This window comes from Acidovorax sp. 93, from assembly GCF_003633835.1.
Lineage (GTDB): Bacteria > Pseudomonadota > Gammaproteobacteria > Burkholderiales > Burkholderiaceae_C > Acidovorax > Acidovorax facilis.
Genome location: NZ_RBIT01000001.1, coordinates 3,100,980 through 3,121,837 on the forward strand (window position 1 = coordinate 3,100,980; position 20,858 = coordinate 3,121,837).

The 20,858-nt window shown below is 65.5% G+C and carries 15 protein-coding genes; 3 read left to right on the top strand and 12 right to left on the bottom strand.

Features of this window, described 5'->3' with window-relative positions; all coding sequences use genetic code 11:
• Positions 1 to 10: 10 nt before the first annotated feature.
• From C8C93_RS14115 to apbC, 10 genes are all read right to left on the bottom strand, one after another.
• Complete coding sequence (locus C8C93_RS14115; protein WP_121507322.1) at positions 11 to 2,971, bottom strand: formate dehydrogenase subunit alpha; 2,961 nt, start codon at positions 2,969 to 2,971, stop codon at positions 11 to 13.
• Positions 2,972 to 2,984: 13 nt separating this feature from the next.
• On the bottom strand, positions 2,985 to 3,194 hold the full coding sequence (locus tag C8C93_RS14120) for a formate dehydrogenase (RefSeq protein WP_055402831.1): 210 nt from the start codon (positions 3,192 to 3,194) through the stop codon (positions 2,985 to 2,987).
• Positions 3,195 to 3,341: 147 nt separating this feature from the next.
• Positions 3,342 to 3,977: a molecular chaperone gene (locus tag C8C93_RS14125; protein ID WP_121507323.1), complete on the bottom strand. Its 636-nt coding sequence runs from the start codon at positions 3,975 to 3,977 to the stop codon at positions 3,342 to 3,344.
• Positions 3,974 to 6,055, bottom strand: a complete 2,082-nt coding sequence (locus C8C93_RS14130) for a 4Fe-4S binding protein (protein ID WP_121507324.1) — start codon at positions 6,053 to 6,055, stop codon at positions 3,974 to 3,976. The genes C8C93_RS14125 and C8C93_RS14130 overlap by 4 nt, the downstream gene beginning before the upstream one ends.
• Positions 6,015 to 6,776 carry a DUF3306 domain-containing protein gene (locus C8C93_RS14135; protein WP_121508803.1) on the bottom strand — a complete coding sequence of 254 codons (762 nt, stop codon included), beginning with the start codon at positions 6,774 to 6,776 and terminating at the stop codon, positions 6,015 to 6,017. Before C8C93_RS14135 ends, C8C93_RS14130 begins: the two co-directional genes overlap by 41 nt.
• Entirely contained in the window at positions 6,769 to 7,320 is a 552-nt protein-coding gene (locus tag C8C93_RS14140) for a DUF3305 domain-containing protein (protein WP_121507325.1), read from the bottom strand. Before C8C93_RS14140 ends, C8C93_RS14135 begins: the two co-directional genes overlap by 8 nt.
• A 66-nt stretch (positions 7,321 to 7,386) precedes the next feature.
• Positions 7,387 to 10,287, bottom strand: a complete 2,901-nt coding sequence (fdhF, locus tag C8C93_RS14145) for a formate dehydrogenase subunit alpha (protein ID WP_121507326.1) — start codon at positions 10,285 to 10,287, stop codon at positions 7,387 to 7,389.
• Positions 10,284 to 12,191 carry an NADH-ubiquinone oxidoreductase-F iron-sulfur binding region domain-containing protein gene (locus tag C8C93_RS14150; protein WP_121507327.1) on the bottom strand — a complete coding sequence of 636 codons (1,908 nt, stop codon included), beginning with the start codon at positions 12,189 to 12,191 and terminating at the stop codon, positions 10,284 to 10,286. The genes fdhF and C8C93_RS14150 overlap by 4 nt, the downstream gene beginning before the upstream one ends.
• Positions 12,192 to 12,377: 186 nt before the next feature.
• On the bottom strand, positions 12,378 to 13,334 hold the full coding sequence (locus tag C8C93_RS14155) for a LysR substrate-binding domain-containing protein (protein WP_121507328.1): 957 nt from the start codon (positions 13,332 to 13,334) through the stop codon (positions 12,378 to 12,380).
• A gap of 25 nt (positions 13,335 to 13,359) precedes the next feature.
• Positions 13,360 to 14,451, bottom strand: a complete 1,092-nt coding sequence (apbC, locus tag C8C93_RS14160) for an iron-sulfur cluster carrier protein ApbC (RefSeq protein ID WP_121507329.1) — start codon at positions 14,449 to 14,451, stop codon at positions 13,360 to 13,362.
• 142 nt (positions 14,452 to 14,593) lie between these two features.
• On the opposite strand from apbC, the gene C8C93_RS14165 reads away from it, so the two are divergent.
• On the top strand, positions 14,594 to 15,163 hold the full coding sequence (locus C8C93_RS14165; RefSeq protein WP_055402904.1) for a restriction endonuclease: 570 nt from the start codon (positions 14,594 to 14,596) through the stop codon (positions 15,161 to 15,163).
• 87 nt (positions 15,164 to 15,250) lie between these two features.
• On the opposite strand, the gene pyrF is transcribed toward C8C93_RS14165, so the two are convergent.
• Positions 15,251 to 15,976, bottom strand: a complete 726-nt coding sequence (pyrF, locus tag C8C93_RS14170; RefSeq protein ID WP_233559402.1) for an orotidine-5'-phosphate decarboxylase — start codon at positions 15,974 to 15,976, stop codon at positions 15,251 to 15,253.
• Positions 15,977 to 16,143: 167 nt separating this feature from the next.
• On the opposite strand from pyrF, the gene C8C93_RS14175 reads away from it, so the two are divergent.
• Positions 16,144 to 17,409, top strand: a complete 1,266-nt coding sequence (locus C8C93_RS14175) for a patatin-like phospholipase family protein (protein WP_121508804.1) — start codon at positions 16,144 to 16,146, stop codon at positions 17,407 to 17,409.
• Positions 17,410 to 17,428: 19 nt separating this feature from the next.
• Here the strand turns inward: C8C93_RS14175 and C8C93_RS14180 are convergent, their stop codons facing one another.
• Positions 17,429 to 18,544: an SMP-30/gluconolactonase/LRE family protein gene (locus C8C93_RS14180; protein WP_199727030.1), complete on the bottom strand. Its 1,116-nt coding sequence runs from the start codon at positions 18,542 to 18,544 to the stop codon at positions 17,429 to 17,431.
• 174 nt (positions 18,545 to 18,718) lie between these two features.
• On the opposite strand from C8C93_RS14180, the gene metG reads away from it, so the two are divergent.
• Entirely contained in the window at positions 18,719 to 20,809 is a 2,091-nt protein-coding gene (gene metG, locus C8C93_RS14185; protein WP_121507331.1) for a methionine--tRNA ligase, read from the top strand.
• Positions 20,810 to 20,858: the final 49 nt, after the last annotated feature.

Below are 20,858 nucleotides of genomic sequence, written 5' to 3' on the forward strand. Positions count from 1 at the left end.
TGCCGTCTCCTTAGGCGCGTTCCACGTTGCAGATCGTGGTTTTGGTTTCTTGCATCATGGTCACGCTGTCGTAGCCATAGGTGGTAGCGGTATTCACGGCCTCACCGCGCACCACAGGTGCCGCCCCCTTCGGATAGTGGGCCAGCATGTCCACCCCCTGCCAGTGGCCGGAGAAGTGGAACGGCATCCACACCGTGTCGGGCGCCACGCGCTCCGTCACCAGTGCCTGCACATTCAGGCGCGCGCCGGTCGGCGAGCTGAGCCAGACGCGTTCGCCGTTGCGAATGCCACGATCCGCCGCAGTGCGGGGGTTGATTTCGACAAATGACTCCTGCTGCAACTCGGCGAGCCAGGGGTTCGAGCGGGTTTCCTCACCGCCGCCTTCGTACTCGACCAGACGGCCGGAGCTGAGAATGAGCGGGAATTTCTCGTGCGCCTTGTCGGCCACGTTCTTTTCCTGCACGGTCTTGTACAGAGTGGGCAGGCGCCAGAAGGCTTTCTTGTCGTCGTGGGTGGGGTACTTGGCCATGAGGTCGGGCCGGGTGCCATACAGCGGTTCGCGGTGCTGCGGAATGGCATCGGGGAAGTTCCACACCACAGCGCGGGCCTTGGCGTTGCCAAACGGATGGCAGCCATGCTTCATGGCCACGCGAATGATCGCGCCAGTAGGGTCGGTCTTCCAGTTCTTGCCTTCGGCCTTGGCCTTCTCGGCGTCACTCAGGTCGTCCCACCAGCCCAGCTTTTTCAGCAGCACATGGTCGAACTCCGGGTAGCCCGTGGTGATCTCGCTGCCCACCGAATGCGAGCCGTCCTCGGCCAGCAGATTGACGCCATCCTTCTCGACGCCGAAGTTGGCGCGGAAGTTGCCGCCGCCTTCCATCACGTGTTTGGAGGTGTCGTACAGGTTGGGCGAGCCAGGGTGCTTGAGCTCCGGCGTGCCGTAGCAGGGCCATGGCAAGCCAAAGTAGTCACCCCCAAAGTCGTAGCCGGTTTCCTTGTCCTTGCCACCCTTCGATTTCAGGGTTTTCACATCGAACAGATGCATGTTCCGCATGTGGGCCTTCAGGCGCTCGGGGCTCTGGCCCGTGTAGCCAATGGTCCAGACCGACTTGTTGATTTCGCGCAGGATGTCTTCGATCACGGGCTCGTCCATGCCCTTGACCTTCTGCATCTTGTAGTTCTTGGACAGCTCGGCTGCAAAGCCCAGCTTCTCAGCGAACTGGTGCATGATCATGTGGTCCGAACGGCTCTCCCACAGCGGCTCGATCACCTTCTCGCGCCACTGCAGCGAGCGGTTCGACGCGGTGCAGGAACCGCTGGTCTCGAACTGCGTGGCGGCAGGCAGCAGGTACACCGCGCGGTTGGGGTTCAGGTCCTCGGCCTTGCCAGGCATGGCGGCCATGGCGGCGGTGGCCGAGGGGTACGGATCCACTACCACCAGCAGATCGAGCTTGTCCATGGCGCGCTTCATCTCCAGACCACGGGTCTGGGAGTTGGGGGCATGCCCCCAGAAGAACACGCCGCGCAGGTTGGAGTCCTGGTCGATCAGCTCGTTGTTCTCCAGCACACCGTCAATCCAGCGCGACACGGTGATGCCGCTCTTGGTCATCATCGCGGGCGATGCGTACTGCTTTTTGATCCACTCGAAGTCCACGCCCCACACATTGGCGAAGTGCTTCCACGAACCTTCGGCCAGGCCGTAGTAGCCGGGCAGCGAGTCGGGGTTGGGGCCGACGTCGGTCGCGCCCTGCACGTTGTCGTGGCCACGGAAGATGTTGGTGCCGCCACCGGTCTTGCCCACGTTGCCGAGCGCCAGCTGCAGGATGCACGAAGCACGCACCATGGCATTGCCGATGGTGTGCTGGGTCTGGCCCATGCACCAGACAATGGTGCCGGGGTTGTTGTCATGCAGCATCTTGGCGACCTTGAACATCTGGTCTTCCTTGACACCGCAGGCCTCTTCCACCTTGTCGGGGGTCCATTTGGCCAGCACGTCCTCGCGCACCTTCTCCATGCCGTAGACGCGGTCGTTGATGTACTTCTTGTCTTCCCAGCCGTTCTTGAAGATGTGGTACAGCAGGCCGAAGAGGAAAGGAATGTCGGTGCCCGAGCGGATGCGCACATACTCGTCGGCCTTGGCCGCTGTGCGGGTAAAGCGCGGGTCCACCACGATCATCTTGCAGCCGGTTTCCTTGGCGTGCAGCATGTGCAGCATGGACACCGGATGGGCCTCGGCTGCGTTGGAGCCGATGTACAGAGCGACCTTGCTGTTTTGCATGTCGTTGTACGAGTTGGTCATGGCGCCATAGCCCCATGTGTTGGCCACGCCCGCCACGGTGGTCGAGTGGCAGATGCGCGCCTGGTGGTCGCAGTTGTTGGTGCCCCAGAAGCTTACAAACTTGCGCAGCAGATAGGCCTGCTCGTTGTTGTGCTTGGACGAGCCGACGAAGTACACGCTGTCCGGGCCGCTGGCGGCACGCAGCTCTTTCATCTTGGCCGTGATTTCGTTCAGGGCCGTGTCCCAGCTGATGCGCTCGTACTTGCCGTTGACGAGCTTCATGGGGTAGCGCAGGCGGTATTCGCCGTGGCCGTGTTCACGCAGTGCCGCACCCTTGGCGCAGTGGGCGCCCAGGTTGATGGGCGAATCGAACACAGGCTCTTGCCGCACCCACACGCCGTTCTCGACGACCGCATCCACCGCACAACCCACCGAGCAGTGGGTGCAGATGGTGCGGCGTACTTCGATCTTGCTGTCGCCGATGCCCACCTTGGCACCCTCGGCAGCATTGGATTTTTTGACCAGCGTGAGCTGCGACGCCGCAATACCCACGCCCACTCCCAGGCCGGAGCGGCGCAGGAACGAGCGGCGGTCCATCGTGGGCAGCGCCTGCGACAGGCCACGGCGCAAGCTGTGCACAAAAGGAGACGATGCGACCTGCGCAGCGTGGGAGGACTTCTTGGTTAGCAACATGGCACGCCCCGCTTCAGAGTTGGGTGGTCTTGTAGTACTGCTTCACGTGCGCAGACAGGTGATAGCCACCGCCTTTTTCTGGCGCCACCCGAGCGGGTTCAGACACGACGGCATCTGAGGGAACTACATGGGGGAGTGCCACGACGGCTGCGGCTGCAGCCCCTACGGTGGCGGCGCCGGAGAAGAAGCTCCGGCGTGAGGAATTGGGCTGGCGGTTCTGCATGCTTGTCTCCAGAATGGCTGGCAGCTATGAAACGGAATTCATACAGTCTATGTCAGTGTGTAAAAGCCTGCAATCGAGCTTTACACCTCCCACTAAGACACTCATCTTTTGTAGCAAACTGAGCAGGCTTTTCGAGCCTCCCAGAGGTTAGTCGAGCATGTCGAAGCCCTGGGCCTCCACCGACACGAAGGCCCGTGTGAACTGGGCCAGCGCTGCATAGAAGCGCGCCTGCGGCTGGGCAGCCAGGGCATCACACAACTGCAAAACCCAGGGCTGCAGATGCGTTGCAAAAAAGTCGCGCTGCGCCGTCAGGTTGCAGACAGCTACATCATCCCCCGCGATCAGGTAGCGCATCACCTCGCACAGGTACGCGATGTGGTCTTCGGTTTCGGACATGGAATCGTCGCGTGCCAGTCCCAGCCGATCCAGGTCGGTGCGCAAACGGGCCAGTGGCTTTTCGTTCAGAAAACCGCTCAGGTAATGCGAGCCATACAAAAACACCTCGGGCTTGCCCACACCGCCAAAGAGACGGTCGAACTCCTGCGCGATGGCGGCATCGCTCAGTTCGCGGGCCGCGCCCACCAGCACCTGCCAAGGCTCTTGCAAAAAGGCGCCGTCGGCGGGCGCCTCGGTCACGGCTACCCGCAAGGCAGACAACAACTCGGCGCTTGGCGCGGCGTAGTACAGCTGCGACAGCAGACCATAGAGTTCGGCGCGTGCCGTTTCCTCATCCAGCGCAGAACTGCCGCCAGGGGGGGTCAAAGAAGCAGGTTGGGCGCTCACAGGTCCGTCACTTTCGTTTCGCTTTGGGAGGAATACAGATCAATCACGCGGCAGTCGCTGCACATCTTCAGGCGCTCCAGCGCGTCGCCCTGGAACATCGCGTGGCCCGACAGTTTGCCCAGCATGGCCTCGATGGCCTTGACGGTGCCAAAGGGCTTGCTGCAGCGCACACAGGCCCAAGGTTTGGCCTCGTTGAGCACGCGCAGTTGCGCACGCTCCGGCGTCAGCAGCAGGCGCGGCTGCAGGGTGATGGCGTCTTCGGGGCAGGTGGTGGCACACAGGCCACACTGCACGCAGTTCTTTTCGATAAAGCGCAGCTGCGGCAGCTGCGGGTTGTCCTGCAGCGCACTGGCGGGGCAGGCGCTCACGCAGCTCAGGCACAGGGTGCAGCGGTCCTTGTTGACTTCAATCGTGCCCAGGGGCGAACCCACTGCGGGCAAAGCGATGGCTGCGGGCCGCTCGGCCACGGCCATCGGGGCCTGCTCGATGAGGTGGTCCAGCGCCATCTCCAGCGTGCTGCGCTTTTCCTGCGCCACGGCAAAGCGCGCGGCCACGGCCGGGGTCTTCTGGCGCGTCTGGCCCAGGGCCTGCAAGGCGGCGTCCAGCTCGGTGGGATGGGTGGCGCGCAGCAGCTGCACATGGGTGCCCGTGTAGCCCAGGCCCCGCAAGATGGCTTGCGCCACATCCATCTGCGCCTGCAGGCCGTCGAGGTACTGCGGTGCTTCCTCCTGTGTCGTCAGCAACACTACCTGCGAGGCGCCGTAAGCGATTGCGCTGAGCCACAGGTCCACCCCGGTGCTGGCGGTGTGCCACAGCGCCACCGGGATCACATTGGCAGGCACGCCCTGCGCCAGTTTCAACTGGGCGGCACGACCCAGCTCTTCCACCAGCGCCTGTCCGCGCTCCTGGCTGTGCAGCAGCAGCACAGCATCCTTGCCACCTGCAGCGGCGTAGGTGGACAAAAGGGTTTTGAGCTTGGCGCCCTGCTCGGTCGCACTGGGGTAGGCATAGGTCAGCGCGCCCGTGGGGCACACGGTGGTGCAAGCGCCGCAGCCGACACACAGGTTGGGGTTCACCTTGATTTGCTGACGGCTTTTGTCGCTGGCAATGGCTTCGGCCGAGCATATGTCCACGCAGGCATTGCAGCCCACGGTTTCGTTGCGGCTGTGGGCGCAAAGCTTTTGTTTGTAGACAAAAAACTTGGGCTTTTCGAACTCGCCCACCAGCTCGCGCAGCTTCAGCAGCGTGGTCATATTGACCCCATCACTACGCCCGTCCCAGCGCAGGTAACCCTGCGGCAGCGCATGCTGCAAGAAGGTGGGCGTGGCGGTGGGCGAACGCAGGTCGAGCACCAGGTCAAAGCGCTCGGTCTGCGCCGTGGCGTCACGGGTGAAGTCGATGGCACCCGCCACCTGGCACACCTTCACACAGTCGCGGTGCGAGCTGCAGGCCGCCATGTCGATCTGGTAGTCGAGGCCGATGGCGTTCTCGGGGCAGGCCGCCACACAGGCGTTGCAGCGTGTACACAGGTCCAGGTCAATGGGGTTGTCGGCCTTCCACTGCAGCTCAAACGCACCCAGCCAGCCGGTAAGGCCCGTAATGCGCCCACCCAGCACGGGAAAACGCCGCGCCTGCGCACCACCCGCATTGCCGGGGCCTTGGGTGAACAGGGTCACATCCAGCACATCCGACACCAGGGCGGCAGCCTGTTCGGCCTGGTCGAGCGGGCCAATGATGAGCAAGCGGCCCGTGCTCTTGTAAGTGACCGTGGGCACGGGCGGTGGATCAGGCAGGCGGGCGGCGGCCAGCAGCGCGGCGATCTTGGGGCTGGCCTTGGCGGCATCGCGGCTCCAGCCACCGGTTTCGCGGATGTTCACAAACCGGATGGGCGACACCGCGCCTTCGGTCTGCTGGCCCAGATCGCCAAACAAGCGCTGCTCCTGGGTGCAAGCCACCACCACATCGTCACCCGACTGGATGGCCTTTTGAAAGGCCCCCGCCTCGCGGCGGCACAGGGTGGAGTGGAGTGTCAGGTCTTCATGCAGCGCCGCGCCCAACGCCTTCGCGTTGAGGGGCATCGTCTGGTTGCAGTCGCAGATGAGCGTCGTGGTCATGTTCTGTGTGGCTGGCTGGCAGGGCCACCGCATCCTTATGGGGGCGGGCGGCCATCTCAAGCTCGCTGGAGCGGGCGCTAGGAATAGCGTTGCATACCCCGGACTGTGCCACGTCTGCGGGGGCGTGCCCCTCCGCATCATCCCGAGGCTGAGCAAGGGCAGGGGCTATTGCCTCTGCGTCTGCACTGGCTTCTACGGCGGCGTCATTGACTGGAACATCAGGCGCTGCATCAGCCTTTTTTTCGTGATCAAAAAAGCCCATCGCATGGGCGCTGGCCATTTTGCGCAGCATGCCTTCGGGCAGCGGGTCGGGCTGGGTGTAGTCGCCGATGTAGATATCGAGGCCATCCATCACATTGAAGTGCGGGTCGGCAAAGAGCTTCTTCATGGCCAGGTTGCGCACCTCGGGCGATACATCGCGGGCCACAAAGGCCTTGAAATCGGACGCGGGCGTGAGCGCCTGGGCATCGGCCAGCGTGGGTGGCGGAGGGGCTTCTGCAGCGGGCGCAGCGCCTTCTGCGGCGGTGGGGGGGGCGCCGGCTGCCACGGAGGACGGGTTAGGCGGTGACGACGAAGACGCGGCCGGTGGCAACGACGGCGCGGGTGGTGGAGGTTCCTCCACCGGCTTGCCTTCGCGCACCTCCTGCTTGCGGCGCGACCAGCGGCCCAGGAACCCGTCAGCCATGACCGCCACCTCCACCACGCGTTTTTTCAGTGGACACAGATGCAGGGTTACCAAACCGGTCTTGCAGCGTGCGAAAACTGTCCGGCCGCTTGCGGCGTTTGGGTTCGGGCTGGTAGTGCTCGGCCACAAAGGCGCGCAGCGCTTCCACCACTTCGGGCGCGGCTGGCACCTGTTCCACGGTTTCCTGCGCGTCCAGCCAGCGGCCGGCGTCGTGGTAGCTCAGGCTCACAGCCACGGGGCGGGCCAGCGGGATCTCGCCAGTGCCGGGGTCGTCATCGCGGCGCCACATCACAAACCAGCACGGGGCGGGTGAAGTGAGGTTGAGGTGGTAGCCCTCGGCGTCGTCGCGAAACAGCTCTGCCCGAAACCCCGGGAACAACCAGCGCTGCTCGCGCTCGTCCCGGAGGATCTGGCGCGGCTCGGTGCCAAAGGCGGGCTCGTTGATCACCACCTCGGCCAGCGACCACCGCCAGGGCTGCCAGCGGTTGTCGATGTGCTCGCACCGCATGATCACGGCAACGTCGGTGTAGGGGCGCTCAGTCATGGGCGCAGACTTTACCCCGGCGCAAGACCACCAGCAGCTTTGTCCGTAAAGCCCCTCTGCGCACGGTCAGCTTGCCGCCCCCTCCAGCACCTCCACCGCCACCGCGCAGTACTTGAACTCCGGGATCTTTCCAAACGGGTCCAGCGCCGCGTTGGTGAGCAGGTTGGCTGCCGCCTCCACGTACGCAAAAGGCATGAACACCGTGCCGCGCGGCGTGCCGTCGTCGCGCCGCACGCGCACCTGCACCATGCCGCGCCGCGATCGGATGCCCACCAGCGCACCGGGCGCCACGCCAAGCCGGTCAAGTTCGTCGCCATGCAGCGATGCGGTGGCCATAGGCTCGATGGCGTCGAGCACAGTGCTGCGCCGCGTCATGCTGCCCGTGTGCCAGTGCTCCAGCTGGCGGCCCGTGATGAGCACCAGGGGGTAGTCGGCATCGGGCTTTTCGGCGGCCGGGATCACGCTGGCGGGCACCAGCTGCAGGCGGCCCGTGGGCGTGGGGAATTTCTCGGTGAAGACGATGGGCTGGCCGGGGTCGCCCTCTGTGAGGCACGGGTAGGTCACGCTGGACTCGCGCTCCAGCCGGTCCCACGTAATGCCCTCGATGCTGGCATGCATGGCCTGGCGCATTTCGTCGTAGACAGCGGCCACGCCGGACTCTTCGCCCTCGTAGTTCCAGCCAAGCCCCATGCGCGCGGCAATCTGCTGGATGATCCACAGGTCCGGCTGCGCATCACCCGGCGGATTCAGCGCGCGGCGGCCCATCTGCACCATGCGGTCGGTGTTGCTGGCGGTGCCGGTTTTTTCTGGCCAGGCGCTGGCGGGCAGCACCACATCGGCCAGCCAGGCGGTCTCGGTCAGGAAGATGTCCTGCACCACCAGGTGCGACAGGCTGGCCAGCGCGTGGCGCGCGTGGTTCAGGTCGGGGTCGCTCATGGCGGGGTTCTCGCCCAGGATGTACATGCCGCGCACCTTGTGTGGGTCGCTGTCAGGCGCCAGGGCCTTGTGCATGATCTCGACCACGGTGTAGCCGGGGGTCTCGTCCAGCGGGGTGCCCCAGAACTGTTCAAACCACGCATGCGCCCCGGCGTTGTCCACACGCTGGTAGTTGGGAAACATCATGGGGATCAGCCCCGCGTCGCTCGCGCCCTGCACATTGTTCTGGCCGCGCAGCGGGTGCAGGCCCGAGCCGGGCTTGCCGATCTGGCCGGTGACGGCGCACAGCGCAATCAGGCAGCGCGCGTTGTCGGTGCCATGCACATGCTGGCTCACGCCCATGCCCCAGAGGATCATCGAGGACTTGGCCGTGGCAAACGCTCGCGCCACCTCGCGCAGCGTCTCGGCCGGGATGCCGCAGACGGGTGCCATGGCTTCGGGGCTGCAGCCCATCACGTTGGCCTTGAGGGCCTCGAAGTTGTTGGCGCGATCCTTGATAAAGGCCTCATCCACCAAGCCCTCATCGATCACTGTGTGAATCAGCGCATTGAGCATGGCCACGTCGGTGTCAGCCTTGAACTGCAGGGTGCGCCACGCATGGCGGCCGATGTCGGTCACGCGCGGGTCGGCCAGCACGATTTTGGCGCCGCGCTGGGCAGCGTTCTTCATCCAGGTCGCCGCCACAGGGTGGTTGGCCGTAGGGTTGGAGCCGATCACGAAGATCAGCTCGGCGTGCTCCACATCGTTTACCGGGTTGCTCACCGCGCCGGAGCCCACGCCTTCGAGCAGCGCGGCCACGCTGGACGCGTGGCACAGCCGCGTGCAGTGGTCCACGTTGTTGCTGCCAAAGCCGGTGCGCACCAGCTTCTGGAACAGGTAGGCCTCTTCGTTGCTGCCCTTGGCCGAGCCGAAGCCCGCCAGCGCCTTGGGGCCGTGGGTGTCGCGCAGGCCCTTCAGCGAGCCAGCAGCCAGGTCCAGCGCCTCGTCCCAGGTCGCTTCGCGGAAGGTGTCGCGCCAGTCAGCGCCGTAGGGCCGCACCTCCTTGGGTACGCCGGGCTTGCGGATCAGCGGCACCGTGAGGCGGTCGGGGTGGTGGGCGTAGTCGAAACCGAAGCGCCCTTTCACGCACAGGCGGCCGTGGTTGGCCGGGCCGTCGCGGCCTTCCACGCTGATGATTTTTTCATCGCGCACGTTGTAGGTGATGAGGCAGCCCACGCCGCAGAAGGGGCAGACCGAATCGACCTTGCGGTCCACCTTCTGCGAGCCGATGTGCGTCTTGGGGCTGAGCGCGCCCGTGGGGCAGGCCTGTACGCATTCGCCGCAGGCCACGCAGGTGCTCTCGGCCATGGGGTCGTCGAGGTCGAAGACGATCTTGCTGTCGGCCCCGCGCAGCGCGTAGCCGATCACGTCGTTGACCTGCTCTTCGCGGCAGGCGCGCACGCAGCGGTTGCACTGGATGCAGGCATCCAGATTCACGGCCATGGCCGGATGGCTCAGGTCGGGCGCGGGCTGCTCGCGGCGCAGGGCCTGGAGCGCGGGGCGCACGGCCACGCCCAGGCGGTCCGCCCAGGCGCTCAGCTCGCCGTGCTGGCCTATGATTTCTGGATTTTTTGAGTCATATCGGCCGCTAGCGCTTGATGGATAAGCGCCACCAGCTATCAATTCAGGAGTATTGGCCTTTTGATCGTTCCACCGGTATCCCACGTCCGGCATGTCGGACAGCAGCATCTCCACCACCATCTGCTGGCTCTTGCGCGCGCGGGGGCTGGCGGCCTGCACCTTCATGCCCTCGGTCGGCGCACGGCAGCAGCTGGGGGCCAGCGTGCGTTCGCCCGCGATCTCGACCACGCAGGCGCGGCAGTTGCCGTCGGGACGCAGGCCGTCGCTGTAGCAAAGGTGCGGAATCTCCACGCCGTGGCGCTGCGCGGCCTTCAGGATGGTTTCGCCGGGATGCGCGGTGACGGGCTGGCCGTCCAGTTCGAAGGCCACGGCGGGCTGCGCCGCAGCAGTAGATGTCAACACGGCGCTCATGGCTTCAACCCTCCGGGCAATTGCTCGGTGAGCGGGCTGTTGCGCGGCTTGGGCAAATCGCCCGGCCAGGGGCCCTCGCCCACCTCATGCGGAAAGTATTTGTGAATGCAGCGGATGGGGTTGGGCGCCGCCTGGCCCAGGCCGCAGATGGACGCATCGGCCATCACCTGCGCCAAGTCGTCCAGCAGGTCGGCGTCCCACTGCCGGGCCTGCATCAGCGCGGCCGCCTTGGCCGTGCCCACGCGGCAGGGCGTGCACTGGCCGCAGCTTTCGTGTTCAAAAAACCGCATCACGTTCAGCGCCGCATCGCGCGCCCGGTCGTGCTGGCTGAGCACGATGACGGCGGCCGAACCGATGAAGCAGCCGTAGGGCTGCAGGGTGTCAAAGTCCAGGGGAATCTGGTTGAGGCTGGCGGGCAGGATGCCGCCCGACGCGCCGCCGGGCAGGTAGGCGTAGAGCTGGTGGCCGTCCAGCATCCCGCCGCAGTATTCGTCGATGAGTTCCTGCACCGTGATGCCCGCGGGCGCGAGCTTGACGCCGGGGTGCTTCACGCGCCCGCTCACGCTGAAACTACGCAGCCCCTTGCGCCCGTGGCGACCAAAGCTGGCAAACCACTGCGGGCCACGTTCCACGATGTCGCGCACCCAGTACAGCGTCTCGAAGTTGTGCTCCAGCGTGGGCCTGCCGAACAGGCCGACCTGCGCGATGTAGGGCGGGCGCATGCGGGGTTCGCCGCGTTTGCCTTCGATGCTCTCGATCATGGCCGACTCTTCGCCGCAGATGTAGGCGCCCGCGCCGCGCCGCAGCTCGATGTGCGGCAGCGGGCATGGCGGCTCGGCACGCAGGTCGTCCAGGGCCTTTTGCAGCAGCGCGCGACAGCCGTGGTATTCGTCGCGCAGGTAGATGTAGACAGCCTCGGTGCCCACCACCTGGGCGGCGATGAGCACGCCCTCCAGAAAGCGGTGTGGGTCGCGTTCGAGGTAGGTGCGGTCCTTGAAGGTGCCGGGCTCGCCTTCATCAATGTTGACGGCCATCAGGCGCGGCGCGGGCTGGTCCCGAACAATGCGCCACTTGCGCCCCGCCGGGAAGCCCGCGCCGCCCAGGCCGCGCAAACCCGAGTCCTCCATGGCAGCGAGCACGGCCTCGGCGTCCATCTCTCCGTTGACCAGCGCGGCGGCGGTCTGGTAGCCGCCGTGGGCACGATAGGTGACGAGGTCGGTGTGCGCGGGGCTGATTCCGTCCGGCTGCGTTGGCACGCTCTTCTCGGACAACTCAGAAATGTCAAAATTGATAGCTACTAGCGCTTGTGGATACAGCGCTAGAGCCCGATTTGGCTTGGATTTCACCACCTCCAGCACGGCATCCACCGTGGCGTGCGGCACGGGGCACTGGTGCACCACCGCCACGGGCGCTTGTTCGCAGCGGCCCACGCAGGGCACGGCCTGCACCTGCACATCGCCCTGCCCGGCCGCGCGCAGCCGCTCGGGCAGCGTGGCCAGCAGCTCGCGCGCGCCCGCCAGGCTGCAGCTCAGGCTGTCACACACGCGCAGCAACAGGCGCGGGGCCTGGGCATCCTCGCCGCGCACGATATCGAAGTGGTGGTAGAAGCTGGCCACCTCATACACCTCGGCCATCGACAGGTTCATCTGTTTGGCGAGCGCCACCAGGTGCCGGTCGTGCAGCACGCCAAAGTGGTCGTTCAGGCGGTGCAGAAATTCAATGAGCAGGTCGCGCCGAAAGCCTTCCGCCGGGCGCGGGCCCAGCAACTGCGCCACATCGGCCATCGCGGCGTCCTCGGGCTGGCGGCCCTTGAGGCGGCTTTTGCGGCGAATGCGCTCGCGCATGTCGTTGACGGACACGGCGGCGACAACGGTTGCGGGGGGGGCTTCGGGGGCAAGGTGCATGGACCGGGGGCGTGGGGGCGTTGTTTTGTATGAAGGCGCCTGCATAGGCCAGGCGCGCCGCCGCAGTGTCGGCCAGGGGCGCGTGCGGCGTCAAATTGCCGATGCACATGGATCGATCACAAAAACAAATGAAACAGCCCGATTTGCACAGACCTGCGAATCACCAACCGCTGCGGGCAGCCTTGGTCAATGGGCCGCCAGCAACCCGCTGTGCGCCGTGGCGTGCTGCAACCAGTCCGCATCCTGCGCCAGCGCCAAAGCGGCATCCAGCGCACGGGTGGGCTGCACCTGGCGGTGCGACATGAAGCCGATGGGGGTAGTAAGCACCGGGCCGACCAGCGGCAGCGCTTCCAGCCCGTCGTGCCCGCGCACGGCATCAACCAGTGCGCCGGGCAGCACGCTGCAAAGCTCGCCTGCCACCACGCTCAGCGCCAGGGTCAGTACCGAATCCGTCTCCATGGCGGGCATCACCGTGGCACCTGCAGCGCGGAAGGCACCATCCACCAGGCTGCGGTTGTGCATCTCGGGGGTGAGCAGACACAGCGGCAGCGCCGCCGCATCGGCCCAGGCCATGGGTGGGCCGATCTGCAGCCCGCGCGCTGCGCCTTTGGGCGGCCGGGGCGCACGGCGCAGCAGAAAGTAGTGCTCCACATACTGCGGCCAAGCCCGTAGCGTGCCGCCGCGTACAGGCATGCGCTCGGTGTAGCCCAGGGCCAAGTCCAGTGCAATATTTTCGAGCCCCGCCTCCAGCGCGTGCGAACTCATCGACAGCGCGACCGGCACAATGCCCGGGTGCCGCGCCTGCAGCTGCGCCGCAAACCGCGCCAGGATGGGCATGGCGGTGGGCACCGCGCCCAGGCGCAGCGTGCCGCGCGGGTGGGCGGCGTCGCTGCAGAGGTCCTGCTGCAGCACCTGGTGCTCGTGCAGCATGCGCTGGGCGGTGGCCAGCACGCGCTCGCCCTCGGGCGTGAAGCCTTCAAAGCTGCGCCCCCGGCGCACCACCACCACGCCAAACTCCTTTTCCAGCGCGCGCAGCGCGTTGGACAGCGCGGGCTGCGTGATGTGGCAGGCCTGCGCCGCCCGGCCAAAGTGCCGGTGCTCGTGCAACGCCACAAGGTAGCGCAGGGACGCGAGCAGGTTCATGGCACGGTGGGGCGACTCAGGAAGATCAGGTGTTCTTGCTGATCGAAATCGTCGGGAACTTGCTCGAAAAATCCTTGGCCTGCTGCGCGATCTTCACCGCCACGTCGCGCGCGACCTTCTTGTAGATCTGGGCCACGTCCCCGTCCGGGTCGGCCACCACGGTGGGCTTGCCGCTGTCGGCCTGCAGGCGGATGCTCATGTCCAGCGGCAGTGCGCCCAGATAGTCCATGTTGTATTCGGCTGCCATCTTCTTGCCGCCATCGGCGCCAAAGATGTGTTCCACATGGCCGCAGTTGCTGCACACGTGCGCGGCCATGTTCTCGACGATGCCGAGGATGGGCACGCCCACCTTCTCGAACATCTTGATGCCCTTCTTGGCGTCCAGCAGGGCGATGTCCTGCGGCGTGGTCACGATCACGGCGCCGGTCATGGGCACGCGCTGGCTCAGGGTGAGCTGGATGTCGCCGGTGCCGGGGGGCATGTCGATGATGAGGTAGTCGAGGTCTTTCCAGTTGGTCTGGCGCAGCAGTTGCTCGAGCGCCTGGGTGGCCATGGGGCCGCGCCAGATCATGGCCTCGTCCTGGTCCACCAGGAAACCGATGGACATCACCTGCACGCCGTAGTTCTCCAGCGGCTCCATGGTCTTGCCGTCGTCGCTTTCAGGGCGGCGGTTGATACCCAGCATCATGGGCTGGCTGGGGCCGTAGATGTCGGCGTCGAGCACGCCCACGCTGGCGCCCTCGGCGGCCAGCGCCAGGGCCAGGTTGGCGGCGGTGGTGCTCTTGCCCACGCCGCCCTTGCCCGAGGCCACGGCGATGATGTTCTTGACCTGGGGCAAGAGCTGCACGCCGCGCTGCACGGCATGGGCGATGACCTTGGTGGTGATGTTGACCGACACGTTGTCCACGCCCGCCACGCCCTTGGCGGCGGCCACCAGACTGCGGCGCAGTTCGGGCACCAGGCTCTTGGCGGGGTAACCCAGCTCCACGTCGAAGGCCACATCGCCGCCGCTGATCTGCACATTGCGCAGGGCGCGGGTGCTGACGAAATCCTTGCCCGTGTGGGGGTCCAGCACGCTGGAAAGTGCGGCCAAAAGGCCCTGTTCGGTGACTGCCATTCAATTAACTCCTGTGGGGCCGGTAGTCTATCCAAGCGCTGTTCCCCCGGCGCGTGAAGGACAATGCGCACGCTTTGCCCCTGGCTCCACAGCAGCCGGCACCCTGAGAAACCGAACGAAAAGGACTCCCGTGAAATTCAAGATGGCCGAGAAATCCCTGTTTGCCATGCTGCTGCGCTCGCCCTGGTGGATCAGCTTTGTGGTGGTCGGCCTCATCGTTCTGGCGGCAGGTGCGCTGCTGCCCAAGGAATATTTCGTGGTGGGTGCGCTGGCCGGTTTCCCCATCTTCGTGGTGGGCTGCATCGCCGCGTGGAAGCAGCTGCGCGCCCCCAACCCCGCCCGGGTTGCCGAGATGCTGGAGGCCGTGGCCAGCATGCCCTGGCGCAGCTTTGCCGACACCCTGGCATCGGCCTGGGCACGGGCGGGCTACTCCGTAGAGCGGATCAACGGCAACAACGCAGGCGCTGACATGCGACTGACCCAGGGTGGCAAAACCACGCTGGTCAGCGCCAAACGCTGGAAAGCCGCCACCCACGGCGTAGAGCCCCTGCGCGAGCTGCACGCGGCCATGCTGGCCAGCGAGGCCCCCGCAGGCGTCTATGTGGCTGCCCTGGGGCAGGTCAGCGACAACGCCCAGGCGTTTGCCCGGGAGCACGGCATTGTGGTGCTGCAGGGTGACGCGGTGGCACAGCTGCTGCTGCGCCAACCGTAGACAGCGATGTGCCGGGGCCTCCGGCCCATAGAATCACAGCTGTAACGCTGCAGAAAAACGGCGATCCGCCCATCCCGGGCCAAAGTTTCAACCTTCTAGTTCTGCGCACAGGGCAGCAAAAGAAGCGGCAGGGTTCAAAGCGCGCGATATCGGCCGCCCCACCACGACGTGCGTTGCACCCGCCTTGATGGCTTCGCTGGCGGTAGTGAAACGGGCGTGGTCGCCTTTTGCAAACTCCAGCGGCTGTATGCCAGGCGTGACGATGAGCGCGCCCCGCGGCAGCGCGTTGCGCAGAAGCCTGGCTTCTAGCGGCGATGCGACCACACCGTGGCAGCCAACTGCGTGTGCAAGGCGCGCAAGACGCAGCACCTGTTCTGGCACTGTCGATGCCACGCCCACTTCGCGCAGCGCCTCGTCGTCCATGCTGGTGATCACAGTGAGTGCCAGCACTTTGAGCTCAGGGAAGTGTGCTGCCGACGCCACTGCAGCCTCCAGCACAGAAGATCCTGCCGACGCATGAACCGTCACCATAGAAGCCCCAAGTTGCCCCGCAGCGGCAACTGCGTCAGCCACCGAGCTCGGGATTTCAAACAGTTTCAGGTCCAAAAAGACCTGCTTGCCAGCATCCAACAGATCGCGGACGAAGGACGGTCCAGCCGCCGTGAGCAATTGCAAACCCACCTTGTAGACAGACGCAGCAGAGCCCAGCTGCCCGACCAGATCTGCCGCAGGCGCAGCAGCAGGGAAATCAAGCGAAACGATGATGCTCGGATTCAAGCCATCTCCCCAAAAAAGTGCGTTTGAGCATGCCACAGGCCGGGGAGCAGCACGAACCCACCTCTGACGCAAACAATTGACTTCCCCTGGCAAGCTTGAACGCCCCAGCGAAAAGCGAAGTGTCGCCTCAACCATGCGGGTTTTCCCACATGAAGGGCTCCCAGCCACCCACCGACACTTGGGACACCACCCCACACACATTCATGCCGCCCTTGATAACTTCTGATATCCCCGCCGAAGCGCGACCCGCCACCGGCCTGCTACTCACCGGCGGCGGTGCCCGCGCCGCCTACCAGGTGGGCGTGCTCGAAGCCATTGCCGACCTGCGCCAGGCCTGTGGCGAGGGGAGCGGACCCAACCCCTTCCCCATCATCACCGGCACCTCGGCCGGGGCCATCAACGCGGCGGCGCTGGCCTGCGGGGCCGACAATTTTGACCGCGCCGTGCGCCGCATTGCGCGCGTGTGGCGGCAGTTCCACGCCAGCCAGGTGTATGGCGCCGACTCGCTCAGCGTGATGCGCAGCGGCGCGCGCTGGCTCACGCTGGTGTCGCTGGGCTGGGCCCTGGCGCGCTGGCGGCGCATGCGGCCCAAGTCGTTGCTGGACAACACACCGCTCGAAAAACTGCTGGTCAAGATGGTGCCGCTGGTGCGCCTGCCCCGGCTGATCCGCAAAGGGCATCTCACAGCGCTTGCCGTCACAGCGTCGAGCTACAGCTCGGGCGAACACGTCACCTTTTTTGAAGCCGCCGCACCCGTCAAGCCCTGGGTGCGCTCGCAGCGCAAGGCGGCCAGCGACCGCATCACGCACGAGCATCTGCTGGCGTCCTCGGCTATTCCGTTCATCTTTCCGGCCAAGGGCATCGAGGTGGATGACCACGTCGAATATTTCGGCGACGGCTCCATGCGCCAGTCGGCGCCCATTGCTCCGGCCATTCACCTGGGGGCCGAGCGCATCCTGGTGATCGGCGCGGGCCGCATGCACGAGCCCAAGGGAGATGCCGCTGCCAACCCCACGGCCACCTACCCCACGCTGGCGCAGATTGCGGGGCATGCGCTGTCCAACATCTTTCTGGATGCGCTGGCCGTGGATGTGGAGCGCGTGCAGCGCATCAACCAGACCCTGTCGCTCATCCCCGAAGAAAAGCGCCTGCACAGCGCACTGCGCCCCATCGAGCTGCTGGTGATTGCGCCATCCCAGCGCCTGGATGCCGTGGCTGCGCGCCACGTGGGCGACCTGCCCACGCCCGTGCGCACCATGCTGGGCGCCCTGGGCGTCACGTCCAACATGGCCGATGTGCGCGGCGCGGCGCTGGCCAGCTACCTGCTCTTCGAATCCGGTTACACCCAGGAGCTGATGGCCCTGGGCCGGGCCGACACCCTGGCCATGCGGGCCGAGGTGTGCAGGTTCTTTGGGTGGACAGATACAGGCGCCGAGGTGAAGACCCGGCACCATGGGGAAACCGCCTGAAACGCCCCAGGCCTGAACCCTACGGCTTGGGCAGCCACCCCAGGCCGTGCGCGTGCAGGCTCTGCACATACAGCCGGTCCGCCGTCTCGGTGATCGCAGTGGTCTCCGGGTAGGCGCCACTCGGGTCCTGCAGGTCGGCCACCACCTTGCCATCGTCGGTGAACGCAATCACATGGCCGTAGGGCTGGGGAATGGGCCACAGCGCACGCGGCAGGCGCAGGGTCAGGCTGCGCAGCCAGGGCTTGCCCGCCATGTTGTCGATGGCTGCCCCGCGCGGCTTGGCAAAGCCCAACCACACCTTGCCGTCCTGCCCGCGCATCAGGTTGTCGGGGTAGCCGGGCAGGTTGTCGAGCAGCACGCGGGCCTGGGGGCTGGCCTGGCCAATGTCGAGGTCTTTCGCATCCACCGCAATCTTCCACACCCGGTATTTGCCGGTTTCGTTGACGAACAGGTGTTTTTCGTCCTGGCTCAGCGCCACGCCATTGGCAAAGCTGATGCCCCGGGCCACCACGCGTGCGGTGCGGGTGGCGGGGTCGTATTCGATCACCCGGCCGGTGCTGGCCTGCTCCAGGATGTCGAGCACGCTGGCCTCAAACGTACCGCCCCAGTCCTTGGGGGCAAACCGGGTGGAGGCATCGCTCAGGTACATCTTTCCGCTTTGGGCCACCACCACAGCGTCGGCATAGCGGATGGGGTCGATGCCCACCTTGTCGGCCAGCACGGTGACCTTGCCATCGGGCGCAATGGACAGCAGGCCCTTGATGGCATCGGCCGCGATCAGGTGGCCCGCCGCATCGAAGTCGAACCCCAGCACCCGCCCGCCGGTGTTGGCAAACACCTCCTGACCCGAGCCGTCGGGGTTCATGCGCAAAATGCTGCCACTGAGCACGGTGGTGTAGAGCTTGCCGTCCTTGCCAAAGGCGATGTGCTCGGGGCCCACCTCGCCTTTGAGGTCGATGATGTTCAGCTGGGCCAGGCGCTGGTTGGGGGCGTGCACGCCCTGGTAGCCAGGGGCGGCAGGCGCAGTCCAGGCCACCGGCTGAATGGGCACAGGCCACGCCGCCAGATAGGCAGCCACCGCCAATATCGCGCCACCCACGCCCCACCCCACCCGTTTTGCCCATGTGCTGGCCATGTGTCGTCTCCTGTTGATTGTTGGAATGCGGGGCATTGTGGCGCCATAGGCGGCCTGCACGCACGCCCTGATTGGCACCTGCGCGACCTGGGGAGGCCACCGCAGCGCCCGCAATGGCCAGGGATACTGACGACCGCCTAAAATCGCGGGTTCCGCCTGAGAAAGCCGCTTTTCATGACGACCTCCGCCCGCAAACTCTTCGTGACCACCGCCCTGCCGTACGCCAACGGCAACTTCCACATCGGCCACATCATGGAATACATCCAGGCCGACATCTGGGTGCGGTTCCAGCGCATGCAGGGCCACGCGGTCAACTTTGTGGGCGCCGACGACACCCACGGTGCACCCATCATGATCGCCGCCGAAAAAGCCGGCAAAACGCCCCAGCAGTTCGTGGCCGACATCGCTGCAGGCCGCAAACAGTACCTGGACGGCTTTCACATCAGCTTTGACAACTGGCACAGCACCGACGCGCCCGAAAACCACGAGCTGGCCCGCCAGATCTACCGCGACCTGCGCGACCGTGCCGATGGCAGCCTGATCGAAGTACGCACCATCGAACAGTTCTTCGACCCCGAGAAGAACATGTTCCTGCCCGACCGCTACATCAAGGGCGAGTGCCCCAAGTGCCACGCCAAGGACCAGTACGGCGACAACTGCGAGGTGTGCGGCACGGTGTACGCCCCCACCGATCTGATCAACCCCTTCTCGGCCCTGTCGGGTGCCAAGCCCGAGCTGAAGAATTCGGAGCACTTCTTCTTCAAGCTCTCGGACCCGCGCTGTGTGGAGTTTCTGGAAAACTGGACGCAGGATGGCAAGCTCCAGCCCGAGGTGGCCAACAAGATCAAGGAATGGTTCACCGTCCGCACCAACCCAGACGGCACTACCAGCGAAGGCCTGGGCGACTGGGACATCAGCCGCGACGCGCCCTACTTCGGCATCGAGATCCCCGACGCGCCCGGCAAATACTTCTACGTGTGGCTGGATGCCCCCGTGGGCTACCTCGCGTCGCTAAAGAACCTGCTGGCAAAGCGTGGCGAAAGCTACGACGCCTACATGGCCGACCCAGCCATGGAGCAGTACCACTTCATTGGCAAGGACATCGTCACCTTCCACACCCTGTTCTGGCCCGCCATGCTGCACTTCAGCGGCCGCAAGACGCCCAACAACGTGTTTGTGCACGGCTTCTTGACCGTGAACAACGGCGAGAAGATGAGCAAGAGCCGGGGCACGGGCCTGGACCCGCTCAAGTACCTGAGCCTGAACATGAATGCCGAATGGCTGCGTTACTACCTGGCCGCCAAGCTATCGGCCCGCAATGAAGACATCGACTTCAATGCGGAAGACTTCATGCTGCGGGTGAACAGCGACTTGATCGGCAAGTACGTGAACATTGCCAGCCGGGCGGCGGGCTTCTTGACCAAGCGCTTTGACGGCAAGCTGACCGACCAATTTGGCACCACGGGCACAGCCCTGCTGGCCGAGGTGCGCGGCGCCAGTGACGCCATCGCGCAGATGTACGAAACGCGGGAATACAGCAAGGCCACGCGCGAGATCATGCTGCTGGCCGACAAGGTCAACGCCTATGTGGACCAGAACAAGCCCTGGGATCTGGCCAAGGACGCGGCCAACAACGAGGCGCTGCACCAGGTGTGCTCGGTGCTCGTGAACGCCTTCGCCGCACTCACCCGCTACCTGGCCCCGGTGCTCCCGGGCCTGGCCCAGGCGGTGCAAGGTTTTGTGGGCGTGAACATGCAGCAGTGGAACGTGGCGGGCGACGTGCAGGCCATCCAGCCTTACCAGCACCTGATGCAGCGCGTGACGCCCGAGCAGTTGGAAGCACTTTTTGAGCCCCCTGCGCCCGCTGCACAAGCCCCGGCAGCTACAGAAACCGTAGCAGCACCCGGCGGCGAGGAACTGGCCCCCACCATCACCATCGACGACTTCACCAAGATCGACCTGCGCATTGCGCTGATCGTGGACTGCGAGCCGGTCGAGGGCTCCACCAAGCTGCTGCGCCTGACGCTGGACGTGGGCGAGGGCCGCACGCGCAACGTGTTCAGTGGCATTGCCAGCGCTTACAAGCCCGAAGACCTGGTGGGCAAGCACACCGTGATGGTGGCCAACCTCGCCCCGCGCAAGATGAAGTTTGGCGTGAGCGAAGGCATGGTGCTGGCCGCCAGCCATGGCGACGAAAAGGCCAACCCCGGCATCTACGTGCTCAACCCCTGGCCCGGCGCCACGCCCGGCATGCGGGTGCGGTAAGGCGTGCAACGCTCATAGACAAAGCAACCGTCAAGGATGCCGAGGGGTG

Bases quoted from the DNA above. Each gene is read 5' to 3' on its own strand.
- C8C93_RS14175 (WP_121508804.1), top strand. From the start codon at position 16,144: ATGCCGCCCTTGATAACTTCTGATATCCCCGCCGAAGCGCGACCCGCC.
- C8C93_RS14165 (WP_055402904.1), top strand. From the start codon at position 14,594: ATGGCCGAGAAATCCCTGTTTGCCATGCTGCTGCGCTCGCCCTGGTGG.
- metG (WP_121507331.1), top strand. From the start codon at position 18,719: ATGACGACCTCCGCCCGCAAACTCTTCGTGACCACCGCCCTGCCGTAC.
- C8C93_RS14135 (WP_121508803.1), bottom strand. From the start codon at position 6,776: ATGGCTGACGGGTTCCTGGGCCGCTGGTCGCGCCGCAAGCAGGAGGTG.
- C8C93_RS14155 (WP_121507328.1), bottom strand. From the start codon at position 13,334: ATGAACCTGCTCGCGTCCCTGCGCTACCTTGTGGCGTTGCACGAGCAC.
- C8C93_RS14120 (WP_055402831.1), bottom strand. From the start codon at position 3,194: ATGCAGAACCGCCAGCCCAATTCCTCACGCCGGAGCTTCTTCTCCGGC.
- C8C93_RS14115 (WP_121507322.1), bottom strand. From the start codon at position 2,971: ATGTTGCTAACCAAGAAGTCCTCCCACGCTGCGCAGGTCGCATCGTCT.
- apbC (WP_121507329.1), bottom strand. From the start codon at position 14,451: ATGGCAGTCACCGAACAGGGCCTTTTGGCCGCACTTTCCAGCGTGCTG.
- C8C93_RS14140 (WP_121507325.1), bottom strand. From the start codon at position 7,320: ATGACTGAGCGCCCCTACACCGACGTTGCCGTGATCATGCGGTGCGAG.
- C8C93_RS14150 (WP_121507327.1), bottom strand. From the start codon at position 12,191: ATGCACCTTGCCCCCGAAGCCCCCCCCGCAACCGTTGTCGCCGCCGTG.
- C8C93_RS14130 (WP_121507324.1), bottom strand. From the start codon at position 6,055: ATGCCCCTCAACGCGAAGGCGTTGGGCGCGGCGCTGCATGAAGACCTG.
- C8C93_RS14180 (WP_199727030.1), bottom strand. From the start codon at position 18,544: ATGGCCAGCACATGGGCAAAACGGGTGGGGTGGGGCGTGGGTGGCGCG.
- fdhF (WP_121507326.1), bottom strand. From the start codon at position 10,287: ATGAGCGCCGTGTTGACATCTACTGCTGCGGCGCAGCCCGCCGTGGCC.